The sequence below is a fragment of the Nocardia asiatica NBRC 100129 genome (assembly GCF_000308415.1).
Classification (GTDB): domain Bacteria; phylum Actinomycetota; class Actinomycetes; order Mycobacteriales; family Mycobacteriaceae; genus Nocardia; species Nocardia asiatica.
On record NZ_BAFS01000271.1, the window covers coordinates 50,622 to 62,656 of the forward strand.

Genomic DNA, 12,035 nt, shown 5'->3' on the forward strand with positions numbered 1-12,035 from the left:
ATGGCCACGGCGGTCGCGCCGTTCGTCACGGGCACATCCGGCTCGGCGGACGGTGTGGTTAGCTCGCGCCGGTCGGCATCGGGCTGATCGAGGTCGGAGGTCACGCGCGGGATCCTTCGGGGGTGGCGGCCGCCGCCGCGTGCGCGGCGGCGGGCAAGGCGGCAGCGATACGGTCGAACGCGTCCTCGTCGAGCGCCGCGGAGACGAACCAGGCTTCGAACGCGCTCGGGGGCGCGTACACGCCACCGTCGAGCAAGGCGTGGAAGAACGCTGGGTAGCGCCACGTCTCACTCGCCTTGGCGGCGGCGTAGTCGGTGACCGGGCGTTCGGCGAAGAACACGCTCACCATATTGCCCGCGAACTGGACTTGGTGCCCGACCCCTGCGGCATCCAGGGCCGAGGAGAACAGATCCCCGAGCCGCTGCGCGTTGCGGTCCAGGGCCGCATAGACCGCGTCGTCGGCCGCGCGCAGCGTGGCCAGGCCCGCGGCCACCGCCACCGGGTTACCGGACAGCGTGCCCGCCTGGTAGACCGGCCCGAGCGGCGCGAGATGGTTCATGATCTCGGCGCGTCCGCCGAACGCGGCGGCGGGCAGGCCGCCGCTCATCACTTTGCCGAAGGTGTAGAGATCGCCCGCGACACCTTCCCGGCCGAACCAGCCCGCGCTGCTGACCCGGAAGCCGGTCATCACCTCGTCCATGACGAGCAGCGCACCGTGCTCGGCGGTGAGCGCGCGCAGGCCCGCGTTGAAGCCGGGCAGCGGCGCGACCGCGCCCATGTTGCCCGCCGCCGCCTCGGTGATCACGCAGGCGATCGCGCCGGGATTCGCGGCGAACGCGGCGGCGACGGCGTCGAGGTCGTTGTAGGGCAGCACGATGGTGTCGGCCGCCTGCGCGCCCGTCACGCCGGGCGAGGTGGGCAGTCCGAGCGTGGCGACGCCGGAGCCCGCGTCGGCCAGCAGCGCGTCGACGTGACCGTGATAGCACCCGGCGAACTTGATGATCTTGGTACGGCCGGTGTAGCCGCGGGCCAGCCGGACCGCGCTCATCGTGGCCTCGGTGCCGGAGTTCACCAGCCGTACCCGCTCCACCGGCGCGACCCGCCGCACGATCGCCTCGGCGAGTTCGATCTCGGCCTCGGTCGGCGCGCCGAAGGACAGGCCGCCGCCCGCCGCGCGGCGCACCGCCTCCACTACCGCCGGATGCGCGTGGCCGAGGATCATCGGGCCCCACGAGCAGACCAGGTCGACGTACTCGTTGCCGTCGGCGTCCACGAGCGTGCAGCCGTCGGCCGAGGCGATGAATCGCGGTGTGCCGCCGACGGATCGGAAAGCCCGCACCGGGGAGTTGACGCCACCCGGAATCACCGAGCTCGCCCGGTCGAAGAGTCGAGCGGAAACCGGCACTGCGGCACTGGTCACGCGCGGAGAAGAACTCACGCGTTCCAGTCTCTCAGCACCGGAAAATCGGTTCGACGACAGGGTGTAGTGCAGTGATGCACGCCGCAGCCGCCCGGCAACACGCCGAGGTGAGGTTCGCGCGCATTTCGATCGCTGAATGGTTGCCGGTGCGTAGTCTCAGCTCACATTCGTCCATCGTTCGGGAGGGTCTGCATGCGGATTGCCATCGTCAGCGTGGGTGTGCTCACCGTCGTCGCGGGGGCCACCGTGGCCCTCGGCGCCGGGTCCGCCGCCGCGCAGCCGTTCGAACAACTCGATCAGGCTCGGCTGGCCATCCCACTGGACCACACCGCGACCGCCGCGCTGGCGGGCGGACCCATTCCGGCCCTGGTCACCATGGTCGTCCCGCCCAACCGGATCGGCGCCGGGCTGAAGAGCGACTCCGCGATCCACCGCGACGAGCGCGGGCAGGTGCACGCCACGTTGCGCCAAGTGGTACTGGAGGCGGCCAACCGTCCGGACGGGACGGTCACCGTCTATCTGAACGCGCCCGGCGCCCGCAACGGTCGCGTGCTGGACGTCTACCAGCACTGGAACTGAGCGGGCGCCGCACCGCCGCCGTCAGGCGTACATGCAGGGGACCTGCGCCGACATGGTGTGCAGGAAGCACATGAACCCGTTGTAGGGGCCCGCGGACCCGGAATCCGGCACGAGGATCGGCGCGTCGACAGGGCTCGCGTCCTCCAGCGGCAGGCCCGGGTTCGCGCCGGCGGGCGCGGCCCCGATCCCGAGGGCGGCGGCCACGGCAAACGCGGCACAGATCTTCACGGCGAACCGGTTCATCAAACACTTTCCTTCATCGACACGCTTACGAACTATGGCCGAAATACTAACGGCCACAGGGCCATTCCAGCCAACGCACACAGTCGGCGGACATCGGCCGCCGGACGGAGCGCGGTTGCACGGTAACTCGTCGGCGCGCCGGACGCAGGGGTTCGCAGGCAATCCGTGGCTACGTGATGCCCAGGCAGAATTTGGCGAACCCGGTGGTGAACAGGCACGCCAGCGGCGTGGGCAGCGCGTGCAGCAACGGCGCGGGCGGCGTGGCGGCGAAAACCGGTGTCGCCGCGAAAGGCTCTGCCGCAACGGCTTCGGCGGACGCGGTGGCCGGCGCGACCGCGACCGCGGCGGCCACAGCGGCCGCTACCGCGCCGAAAAGTGTTCGCTGAGCAGTCGGTTTCATGTGATCGGCGTTCCCGGGACGCGCCGGATCAAACGGCTCGGAGCGGACGCGCGCCGTTCAGCCTTCGGCCCCGACACCACGCAGACCACGCACCAGCCGGGCAGCGGCGTCGATGGCCAGCACCCCGGCCACCGCGACGAGCACTGCGGCCAGCAGCCACCAAGGCGCGACGTAGCGAGTGGCGGTGAAACCCGGGGCGTCGCCCATCGGCGGGAAATCGGTGGTGTGCACACCCGCGCTCGCGCTGAACACCGCCCCCACGAGCGCGACAACGAACAGGTCCAGTTCCACGAGCACCGCGACTATCCAGCGTCTCAACGGTCCACTCCGTCCGCACTGCGCTCGACGGCCTCGGTCAACGCCGTGCGCAGCGCCCGGTGGTCGCGCGCCCACGCCTGCACCAGGCTGCCGTCGGCCAGCCGCAGCCCGATGCCGGTGCGGCGGCGCGGCACGCCGGTCAGCTCACCGAGCGCCCGCGCCGATTCCCACTCCTCGTCGTCCCAGGAGTCCTCGTCGCGTTCGGGAAGCACCTCCGCGATCGAGCTCAGCGGCAGCGACTCGGCGCCCGAGCGCAGCGTCTCCGGCGTCAACTCGACGCTGACGTGCCGCTTACCCGCGACCACCTGCAACGCGACGAATCCCGCGATCAGCGCGGCGCAGAACAGCAGAGCGAACCAGTGCACGGCGCCACCCGTGACGAGTTCGAGAACGAGAACGGCCAGGCACAGGATCGGCCCGTAGGCCACCGCACGCCAGCGGGCCCCCGGTTCCGTGAACAGGACGGTCACGCCGGCCCCTGCACGACAGCGGGCGGCAGCACGACGGCTAGCGGGATCAGCGAGTCAAGCCGGGCAGCAACAGCACGGCGACGGTCAGCACGGCGAACAGAATCAGCAGGCTCAAGACGGCCAGGTCGCGCCGAATGCTGTGCGGCTGCTGGATCACCACTCGCATCGTTGCCTCCGATCCTCCGGGGCCATGTGCCGGGTTCCCGCACGTAGAGCACGACAACGCACGACAGACGACTACCGGTTCCCACGTCCACTGTGACAACCCTCACCATACATGCCGGACTGTCTCGGACAAACTGGGAACGTGTTCCATACGGGCTCAGCGCCTGCCCGCCTGGAAGTACGTGGTGGCCTCCGGTCGATGGGACAGGTAGATCGCGCCGACCGCGAGCACGGCCTGCACGATCGAGGCGCCGCCTGCCACCAGCGAAGCCGTTCCGGTCACCGCGTCGATGGCGAACAGCGCGCCGACGCCGAGCACCAGCGACCACGCGCCCAGCACCGTGAGCACGGTGCGCGCCCACGGTTTGCCGCGGCCGAATTGGTACACGACGACCAGCGCGAGCGCCGCCACGCCCAGCCCGATCAGCACGACGACCACGTACACCAGCGAGACCATCAGCTCCGCACTGGCCATGGTGACCTGCGGATCCTGCACTCTGGCCTGCTCGAAGACCTCTTCGGCGAAAGTGCGCCGCCGATCCAGCGCGGCGACGATCGAGGCGATCAACTGCACGACGCCGAATCCGATGACACCCCACCACAGCTGCCGCGCGGTACCGACGTCCTCCGGTATCGGAGGACGAACCGGGCCCGCGGCGAACGGTCCCGCCATCTTCGTCACGACAGCCAGTGCGCGGCCTCGGTGGCCCAGTAGGTGAGCACGATGTCCGCGCCGGCCCGGCGGATACCCAGCAACGACTCGAGGACGGCGCCACGGCGATCGATCCAGCCGCGCTCGGCGGCGGCGGTGATCATCGCGTACTCGCCGGAGATCTGGTAGGCGGCGACCGGGACCGTCGAACGATCTGCGACCTCGCGCAGGATGTCCAGGTACGACATGGCCGGTTTGACCATCACGATGTCCGCGCCCTCGGCCAGGTCCAGCTCCAGCTCGCGGATCGCCTCCCGGCGATTGGCCGGGTCCTGCTGGTAGGTGCGCCGGTCGCCTTCCAGCGAGGAACCGACGGCCTCCCGGAACGGGCCGTAGAACGCCGAGGCGTACTTCGCGGAGTAGGCCAGGATGCCGGTGTCGATGCGACCGGCCGCGTCCAGGCCCCGCCGGATCGCGCCGACCTGGCCGTCCATCATGCCGCTGGTGCCGAGCAGGTCGGCACCCGCCTCGGCCTGGGCCAGCGCCATCTCCACGTAGCGCTGCAGCGTCGCGTCGTTGTCGACCGCGCCGTCGGCGGCGAGCACACCGCAGTGGCCGTGGTCGGTGAACTCGTCCAGGCAGGTGTCGGCCATGACCACGGTCGAATCGCCGACCTCTTCGGCGAGCGCGCGCAGGCCGCGGTTGAGGATGCCGTGCGGATCGGACGCGGCGCTGCCGACGGCGTCCTTGTCCTCCGGACGCGGTACGCCGAACAGCATGATGCCGCCGACACCCGCCGTGACCGCCTCGACAGCCGTCTTGCGCAGGGAGTCCAGCGAGTGCTGCGCCACGCCCGGCATCGAGCTGATGGGGCGCGGCTCCGCCACTCCGTCGGCCACGAACATCGGCAGCACCAATTGCCGTGGTTCCAGTGTCGTTTCGGCTACGAGACGACGCATAGCCGGGGTACGGCGCAACCGCCGCGGGCGGTCCATTCCGGTCATGAATCGCACGATACGCCCGGGGCGAGCGGCTGTCGCGAGCGCCCGGGGCCTGCGCTGAAGCCCGCGCCCCAGCCCTCTGGGACAGCTACCGCCCGCAACCCCCGATCGGACATGTCATCCGACTGATAACGGTGTGTGAAATCACACATGGCGCCCCGCGGGAAGGCGCATACTCCGACTAGGGGCGAGACCCGCTGGGGGACAGCATGACCGATCCACACGTCGATATCTCGCTGGCCAGAGCCGCCGACTTCGAGTCGTGGGTGGCGGTACTGCTGGCCGACTGGTGGCCCGCGCTGACCGGCGGCGCCCTCCCGCCCGCGACCGCGCTGCGTGCTTGGCGCGCCGTCGACGCCACCGGGAGGAACTGGAGCGTGGAGTTCGTCGCACGGCGATCAGCCGAGCCCGAAGTGATGCCCGTCGCGCACGTCGCCTTCGCCACGCTCGGCATCCGCCCCGACGAGCCCGAATGGATGCGCAGCCGAGGGACGCACCTGGTCGGCGGCACCGAGGACGCCATCGTCGAGCTGCGGTTCTCCGACACCGCGCGCACCGTCTTCGTCCGCCTGCGGAGCAGGCCGTGTCAGGTGGACGAAGAGGCGGGCCGACACCTGCGCGCCTGGGCGGACATCAGCGTGCCGTTCCCCGACATCACCTCCGGACCGCTGGACGTGCGGGTGGCCCGCAACAGCGCACGGCATCTGCTCGCCGCGCACAGCGCACGCCATGCCACCCCGGCCGATCCTTTGCAGCTCGGGCCGCCGCAGCGGGTCACCGATATCGGCTGGGCCTTCATCTTCCCGTGGTCCACCACGTCGTGGTACCTCGACGGCTCCGTTCCCACGCTCCCGCCGGGCAGCCGCGGGCCGATCGTGGTCGTCAAGGACACCGGGCACACCTGGCTGCTGGACAGTCTCCGCAACTACGACGCGCAGTTGACCGACTACGCGCACGAGCACGGCTACCGCGCTCCGGTCGAGCAGGCGCGGTGATGGGCGGCGTGATATCCGCGCGGAGCCGGGAGGCGGGGTGCTGACATGACCGAGCCGCCGAGCGAGGTCGAACTGCTCGCCATGCAGCGGCGCGCCGAAGCGCTGTGGGACGCAGGCGACGCGGCGGGCGCCGAACACTGGCTGCGCCGGGCCGCCGCGGGCGGCAGCGTGCCCGCCATGGGGATGCTCGGGGCGCTGCTGGGGGCCGACGGCCGGATCGGCGAGGGGGTCCGCTGGCTGGAGACCGCCGCCGCGCGCGGCAACGAGCCCGCGGCTGTGCAGCTGGGCCTGCTGCACGTGGAGCGCGGGAAGCTCGACGAGGCGGAGCGCTGGCTGCGGCCCGCCGCCGAGCAGGGATTGCCCGAAGCCCTGTGCAACATGGGGGTTCTCGCCAATCGGCGCGGCCGCGACGCGGAGGCCGAGCAGTGGTACGAGCGCGCGGTCCGCGCCGGGAACCCCACGGCCATGCGCAGTCTCGGCCTGCATCTGGCGCGGCGCGGCGAATTCGGCCGCGCGATCGAGCTGCTCACCGAGGCCGCCCGCCGCGGAAGAACGGACGCGATGGCGGTGCTCGGCGCGCTGCATCTGGACCGCGGTGAGCACGCCGAGGGCGAGCGGTGGTTGCGGGCGGGCGCCGAAGCGGGCGATCCGGATTCGATGTTCCACCTCGCGCTGTTGCTGCGCGCGACGAACACCCCTTACCTGGCAGGCGATTTCGCCGATCCCGAGGTGCTGCGGACGGCCGCCGCGATCGCGACCGGCCGTACGCCCGCACAGCGGGAGGCCAGGCAGTGGCTCGAACGCGCCGCCGCGCTGGGGCATCCGCAGTCGCTCCGGCTGCTGCACGATCTGTGATTCGAGGCCGGTGAAAACCTTTGTGGCCAGCCGAATTTGTCGGTGCCCGCGAGTAGAATCGAAGGTACGTTCGAGGGGGCTCGCCCGCCCCCGATCGCCACGGGAGGGATGCCAATGCGCACACCGCAAACCGTTCTCATCGATCGCCCCTACGCCCCGCTGCAGAAGCGTCCGCTGCCCGCGGGCCGTCCACGGGCGTGGTACGTCTTGCACAACCGGCGGCTCAAGGCGATGCGCCTGGCGATCGCACTGCTCGACTCCGGCGTCTACGCACCGAGCTACGCCACGAACAAGCGGATCAGGCACACCGCCGAGGTCATCGGCATCCGGCCGCCCTCCGACGCCACCTGCACCATGGTCCGCACCCTGATGCGCAAGCGGTACTGAGCACCGCCGGAGCGCCGCCCGCTGTGCACCACACCGAAACGCCCCACCGGGCGCAGATCAGCGGGCGGCCGCGCGCTACTCCGAACAGCGCACGCCACGGCCGACAGACCACCGGCCGCCTCTACGACCAACCGTGCCGAGCCAAGCGCATGATGTCCACGCTTCGATGCCCACGCGCCCGGCCCACAACAGCTCCAGGTTCCGAGCGAGCGAGACCGAGCATCCGCCGCTCGCGGCCCGGCTGCGGTCCACGACCACGAGTACCGGCGAACGGCAAGCGCCAGCCCGCCGAAACGGCACACCAGACACCCCAAGCGCCGATGCCTACGCACCCAGCACACCCCACCCCCGGTTCCGAGCGAAGCAAGACCGAGCATCCGCCGCTCACGGCCCAGCTGCGGTCCACGACCACGAGTACCGGCGAACGGCAAGCGCCAGCCCGCCGAAACGGCACACCAGACACCCCAAGCGCCGATGCCTACGCGCCCAGCACACCTCAACCACGACTTTCGAGCGAAGCGAGACCGAGCATTGCCCGTTCGCGGCCCGGCTCGCGTTTGCGCGGCCGCCGCGCAAGCGACGAAGGAGCAAGCGGCGGCCGCGCAAACGCGAGCCACAAAGGGGCCGCGAACACGCAGCGCCGCAGGCGCTGCAAAAATTACCGCCGACGGCTCTTCTTGCGGGGAGGCGGCAGGAGTCCTTCGGCGCGCAGGCGGGCGGCATGCTCGGCCAGGGCCTCGACCAGCGGACCGACCTGCGCCACGTCGGGCTGCACGTCCACGCGCAGGCCGAATTCGATGGCGGTCTCTGCGGTCTTGGGGCCGATGCAGGCCACGATGGTGCGCGCGTGCGGCTTGCCCGCGATGCCCACGAGGTTGCGCACCGTGGAGGACGACGTGAACAGGACCGCGTCGAAGCCGCCGGTCTTGATCATCTCGCGGGTCTCCGCGGGCGGCGGCGAGGCGCGCACCGTGCGGTAGGCCGTGACGTCGTCGATCTCCCAGCCGCGGTCGCGCAGGCCCTCGGCCAGCGTCTCGGTGGCGATGTCGGCGCGCGGCAGCAGCACCCGGTTCACCGGGTCGAACACGTCGTCGTAGGGCGGGAAGTCGGCCAGCAGACCTTCGGAGGACTGTTCACCGCTGGGCACCAGTTCGGGGTTGATGCCGAACGAGCGCACCTTGTCCGCGGTGGCCTCGCCGACGCAGGCGATCTTCACGCCGGAGAACGCCCGCGCGTCCAGGCCGAACTCGGCGAATTTCTCCCATACCGCGCGCACCGCGTTGGTGGAGGTGAACACGACCCACTGGTAGCGCCCGTCGACCAGGCCCTTGACCGCGCGCTCCATCTGAGCTGGGCTGCGGGGCGGCTCCACCGCGATGGTCGGCACCTCCATCGGGATGGCGCCGTGGGTCACGAGCCGCTCGCTCATCTCGGCGGCCTGGTCCTTGGTGCGCGGCACCAGCACGGTCCAGCCGTACAGCGCGCGCGACTCCCACCAGGACATCTTCGAGCGCTGCGCGACCACCTTGCCGATAGTCACCACCAGCGGGCCGACCAGCTCGGAGGCCGCGCTGTTCAGCGTGGCCAGGGTGGCCTCGATGGTGCGCTGCTGACGGGTGGTGCCGCGCACCGTCACCGCGACCGGGGTCTGCGGCGCCATGCCGTGCTCCACCAGGGCGCTCGCGGTTTCGGCGAGATGCCCCGAGGTGGCGTGCAACACGAGCGGACCGGGGGCGGCGGCCAGCGCGGCCCAGTCGACCTCGCCGCGCACGTCGGCCTCGGTGTGCCCGGAGCCCAGTGCGATGCCCGCGTAGCTGGGCACCGCGGAGCCGTTGGGCAGGCCGGGCAGCACCTCGAAGACCATGTGCGATCGGGTGACGGCGTTGACCTCGGCGATCACCGAGTCGGTGGTCAGCGGGTCGCCCGCGACCACGCGCACCACGTCGTGCCCGGCACGCGCTTCGGCGATCAGCGTCTTGGCCACCTCGGCGGGCTCGCCGAGCGCGGGCCGCACGTCGACGGGGCGTTCGCCGTCGGGTCCCGGCTCGACCGCGGTGCCGATCAGGGCGAGCACGCCCTTGTCGACGTCCGGGTCGGTGAAGGCCAGCATCGCCCGTCCGATCACCTCACGCGCCCGTACGGTGAGCAGCGCCGGGTCACCCGGACCCGATCCGACGAAAAGGATGCGACCGGGGTGCTTCTTCGTGCCTCGGCTCATGCCTGCACCTCGCTTGCGCTCGGCTCCGGCATACCCGAGGGCACGGTGCCTGTGCTTCCGCTCATCGGCTGTTCTCCATTGGGCTGGGGTTGGGCAAGTCTGTGGCGGGCGAACTCACCGCCCGGGAGGGGGAACCGTCGTCCGGTTCGGCGGCGAGCAAATCGCGCGCACCCATGTCGAGCAATTCGCGGGCAAGCGAACGGCCGAGTTGCTCGGCGTCGGCGGGAGCGCCGACCACCGACGCCCGCAGCACTTCGGATCCGTCGACGGCCGCCGCGCACGCGCGCAGCGACAGCTCGTCCACGATCCGCCCTTCGTCGTCGAGCGATTCGACCACCTCGGCGAGCGCGCCGATCGCCCCGTCGCAGCCCGCCTCCAGTTCGGCCAGCAGCGACCGTTCGGCGAGGACCGACGCGCGGGTGGCCGCATCGTCCAGGCCGGAGAGGATCTCCACCAGCGCGGCGTGATCACTGCGGCATTCCACCGCGAGCGCGCCCTGCGCGGGAGCCGAGAGCATCTGCACCGGCTCCAGCGACTCGGTGACCGCGTCCAATCGGTCGATGCGGGCCAAGCCGGCTCTGGCCACCACCACGGCGTCCAGCTCGCCCTCGCTGACTTTGCGCAGCCGCGTGTCCAGGTTGCCGCGCAGCGGGACGACGTCCAGGCCGAGCCCGAGCGCCCGCAGCTGGGCCGCGCGGCGCGGAGCGGAGGTGCCGATCTTCGAACCCGCAGGCAGTTCACCCAGCACCAGCCCGTCGCGGGCCACCAGCGCGTCGCGCGGGTCCTCCCTGGGCGGGATGGCGGCGATGGTGAAGCGCGGGTCCTGCGCGGTGGGCAGATCCTTGTAGGAGTGCACGGCGATGTCGATCGCGCCCGCGGCCAGCTCGTCGCGCAGCGCGGAGGTGAACACGCCGACGCCGATCTTCTGCACCGGGTCCGAGGACAGGTCGCCCGCGGTCTTGATCACGACCAGCTCGGCGGGCTGCCCGGCCGCGATCAACGCGTCGCGCACCGTGCCCGCCTGGGTGAGCGCGAGCAGGCTCCCCCGGGTGCCGATCCGCCACGGCGCGCGGGTGTCCTCCGTGGTCGCGCTGCCTTCTCGATGCACCATGGTCATGCCGTCTGCCCCTGTTCCTCGCCGCGATGACCCGCGGTGAAATCGTCGGCCAGCGCGATCTCCCCGTCGGCCAATGTGATCTCGGCGCGATCGCCCGCGAGCGCGGTGATCTCCATCGGCGCGGCGACCGCCTGGGCCGCGCCTGGCTTGAGTTCGAACAATTCGCGCAGCGCCTCGGCGTAGCTGTCGCCGCCCGGCGTGGACGCCAGCTGCTTGACCCGCACCGTCGGCGCGTGCAGCAGCTTGTCGACCACCCGGCGCACCGTGCGCGCGACCTCGTCGCGTTCCGGGTCGGCCAAGCCGGGCAGCCGGGAATCCAGCCGGAGCAGTTCGGCCTCCACCACCTCCGCGGCGCGCTGGCGCAGCGCGGCCACCGTCGGGGTGACTTCGGCCATCCGCTGTCCGGTGAGGTATCTGGCGAGTTCGTCGGCGACGATCGTGCGGGCGGCCGCGGTGTCGTCGGCGGCGGCGCCCGCCGCCGGATCCCGCTGCAGCGTCTCGATGTCGATGAGGGTGACGCCGGGCAGCCCGGCCACGGCGTGCTCGACATCGCGCGGCAAGCCCAGATCGCAGAACACCAGCGGACGTTCCACGGTGGCGGATTCCTCGCCCCGCTCGCGCTCGGTGAGCGCGCGGTGCGTGTCGGCCAGCGTCACGACCGCGCCCACCGCGCCGGTACAGGTGACCGCCACGTCGGAGGCGGCCATCGCCTCGGTGAGCCGCGACAGCTCCATCGCCTGGGCCTCGACGCCGTGCGTCCGCGCGGTCTCCGCGAGTCGATGCGCCCGCTCGATGGTGCGGTTCACCACGATGATCCGGCCGATCCCGGCGCGCGAGAGATGCGCCACCGCCAGACCGCCCATCGCGCCCGCGCCCACCACCGCGGCGGTGCGACCGGCCAGCGGACCGAGCACGTGCTGCGCGCGATCCAGCGCGACCGACACCACCGACGCGCCCGCGCGGTCGATGCCGGTTTCGGCGTGTACCCGCTTGCCGACCCGCAACGCGTGCTGCGCCAGCTCGTGCAGGGTCCGCCCGACGGCCTGCTGCGCGTCGGCGGAGGCGTAGGCGCCGCGGATCTGGCTGAGCACCTGCTGCTCGCCGATCACCATCGAGTCCAGGCCGCTGGCCACCGCGAACAGATGCTCGGCGGCGGCCTCGGAGTAGCGGACGTAGGCGTGCTTGGTCAGGTCGGGCATCGGCAGCCCGGAGTGC

The 12,035-nt window shown here is 71.5% G+C and carries 14 protein-coding genes; 4 read left to right on the forward strand and 10 right to left on the reverse strand.

All coding sequences use genetic code 11. From position 1 onward, the window contains the following. Window positions 1-100: 100 nt before the first annotated feature. Window positions 101-1,420, reverse strand: coding sequence for a glutamate-1-semialdehyde 2,1-aminomutase (hemL, locus tag ON27_RS25795; protein WP_043733255.1), 1,320 nt, complete (start codon window positions 1,418-1,420; stop codon window positions 101-103). A 192-nt stretch (window positions 1,421-1,612) separates the two neighbouring features. Here hemL and ON27_RS25800 point away from each other — a divergent pair, with 192 nt between their 5' ends. Then, window positions 1,613-1,999 (forward strand): hypothetical protein, encoded by a 387-nt coding sequence (locus tag ON27_RS25800; RefSeq protein WP_043733189.1) that lies wholly within the window; start codon window positions 1,613-1,615, stop codon window positions 1,997-1,999. A 21-nt stretch (window positions 2,000-2,020) separates the two neighbouring features. Here the strand turns inward: ON27_RS25800 and ON27_RS25805 are convergent, their stop codons facing one another. The 6 genes from ON27_RS25805 to hemB all read right to left on the reverse strand — a co-directional run bounded on the left by ON27_RS25805 (window position 2,021) and on the right by hemB (window position 5,251). Beyond that, complete coding sequence (locus ON27_RS25805) at window positions 2,021-2,242, reverse strand: hypothetical protein (RefSeq protein WP_043733192.1); 222 nt, start codon at window positions 2,240-2,242, stop codon at window positions 2,021-2,023. Between the two features lie 169 nt (window positions 2,243-2,411). Then, a complete protein-coding gene (locus ON27_RS25810) occupies window positions 2,412-2,642 on the reverse strand; it encodes a hypothetical protein (RefSeq protein ID WP_157227342.1) in 231 nt (76 codons plus the stop codon). 57 nt (window positions 2,643-2,699) lie between these two features. Next, window positions 2,700-2,960 carry a hypothetical protein gene (locus ON27_RS25815; protein ID WP_157227343.1) on the reverse strand — a complete coding sequence of 87 codons (261 nt, stop codon included), beginning with the start codon at window positions 2,958-2,960 and terminating at the stop codon, window positions 2,700-2,702. Beyond that, window positions 2,957-3,430: a transport-regulating membrane protein Mce1N gene (gene mce1N, locus ON27_RS25820; protein ID WP_043733198.1), complete on the reverse strand. Its 474-nt coding sequence runs from the start codon at window positions 3,428-3,430 to the stop codon at window positions 2,957-2,959. Before mce1N ends, ON27_RS25815 begins: the two co-directional genes overlap by 4 nt. Before the next feature lie 322 nt (window positions 3,431-3,752). Next, window positions 3,753-4,268: a hypothetical protein gene (locus ON27_RS25825; RefSeq protein ID WP_043733258.1), complete on the reverse strand. Its 516-nt coding sequence runs from the start codon at window positions 4,266-4,268 to the stop codon at window positions 3,753-3,755. Window positions 4,269-4,273: 5 nt separating this feature from the next. Beyond that, window positions 4,274-5,251, reverse strand: a complete 978-nt coding sequence (gene hemB, locus ON27_RS25830; protein WP_063711378.1) for a porphobilinogen synthase — start codon at window positions 5,249-5,251, stop codon at window positions 4,274-4,276. 206 nt (window positions 5,252-5,457) lie between these two features. Here hemB and ON27_RS25835 point away from each other — a divergent pair, with 206 nt between their 5' ends. The 3 genes from ON27_RS25835 (at window position 5,458) to ON27_RS25845 (ending at window position 7,485) form a co-directional block, all read left to right on the forward strand. Beyond that, a complete protein-coding gene (locus tag ON27_RS25835) occupies window positions 5,458-6,243 on the forward strand; it encodes a hypothetical protein (protein ID WP_043733205.1) in 786 nt (261 codons plus the stop codon). 45 nt (window positions 6,244-6,288) lie between these two features. Continuing rightward, window positions 6,289-7,098: a tetratricopeptide repeat protein gene (locus ON27_RS40075; protein WP_051046998.1), complete on the forward strand. Its 810-nt coding sequence runs from the start codon at window positions 6,289-6,291 to the stop codon at window positions 7,096-7,098. Window positions 7,099-7,212: 114 nt separating this feature from the next. After that, window positions 7,213-7,485 (forward strand): hypothetical protein, encoded by a 273-nt coding sequence (locus ON27_RS25845; protein WP_043733208.1) that lies wholly within the window; start codon window positions 7,213-7,215, stop codon window positions 7,483-7,485. Between the two features lie 658 nt (window positions 7,486-8,143). Here the strand turns inward: ON27_RS25845 and ON27_RS25850 are convergent. From ON27_RS25850 to ON27_RS25860, 3 genes are all read right to left on the reverse strand, one after another. Beyond that, a complete protein-coding gene (locus ON27_RS25850) occupies window positions 8,144-9,703 on the reverse strand; it encodes a bifunctional uroporphyrinogen-III C-methyltransferase/uroporphyrinogen-III synthase (protein ID WP_043733210.1) in 1,560 nt (519 codons plus the stop codon). A 61-nt stretch (window positions 9,704-9,764) separates the two neighbouring features. Continuing rightward, complete coding sequence (gene hemC / locus ON27_RS25855; RefSeq protein WP_083887811.1) at window positions 9,765-10,820, reverse strand: hydroxymethylbilane synthase; 1,056 nt, start codon at window positions 10,818-10,820, stop codon at window positions 9,765-9,767. Continuing rightward, on the reverse strand, window positions 10,817-12,035 hold a 1,219-nt coding region (locus ON27_RS25860), incomplete at its 5' end, for a glutamyl-tRNA reductase (RefSeq protein WP_043733267.1). The genes ON27_RS25860 and hemC, both read right to left, overlap by 4 nt.

Excerpts from the sequence above, each read along its gene's own strand:
- ON27_RS25800 (WP_043733189.1), top strand. The coding sequence starts at position 1,613 with ATGCGGATTGCCATCGTCAGCGTGGGTGTGCTCACCGTCGTCGCGGGG.
- ON27_RS25805 (WP_043733192.1), bottom strand. The coding sequence starts at position 2,242 with ATGAACCGGTTCGCCGTGAAGATCTGTGCCGCGTTTGCCGTGGCCGCC.
- ON27_RS25810 (WP_157227342.1), bottom strand. The coding sequence starts at position 2,642 with ATGAAACCGACTGCTCAGCGAACACTTTTCGGCGCGGTAGCGGCCGCT.
- ON27_RS25825 (WP_043733258.1), bottom strand. The coding sequence starts at position 4,268 with ATGGCGGGACCGTTCGCCGCGGGCCCGGTTCGTCCTCCGATACCGGAG.
- hemB (WP_063711378.1), bottom strand. The coding sequence starts at position 5,251 with ATGACCGGAATGGACCGCCCGCGGCGGTTGCGCCGTACCCCGGCTATG.
- ON27_RS25835 (WP_043733205.1), top strand. The coding sequence starts at position 5,458 with ATGACCGATCCACACGTCGATATCTCGCTGGCCAGAGCCGCCGACTTC.
- ON27_RS40075 (WP_051046998.1), top strand. The coding sequence starts at position 6,289 with ATGACCGAGCCGCCGAGCGAGGTCGAACTGCTCGCCATGCAGCGGCGC.
- ON27_RS25845 (WP_043733208.1), top strand. The coding sequence starts at position 7,213 with ATGCGCACACCGCAAACCGTTCTCATCGATCGCCCCTACGCCCCGCTG.
- ON27_RS25850 (WP_043733210.1), bottom strand. The coding sequence starts at position 9,703 with ATGAGCCGAGGCACGAAGAAGCACCCCGGTCGCATCCTTTTCGTCGGA.
- hemC (WP_083887811.1), bottom strand. The coding sequence starts at position 10,820 with ATGACCATGGTGCATCGAGAAGGCAGCGCGACCACGGAGGACACCCGC.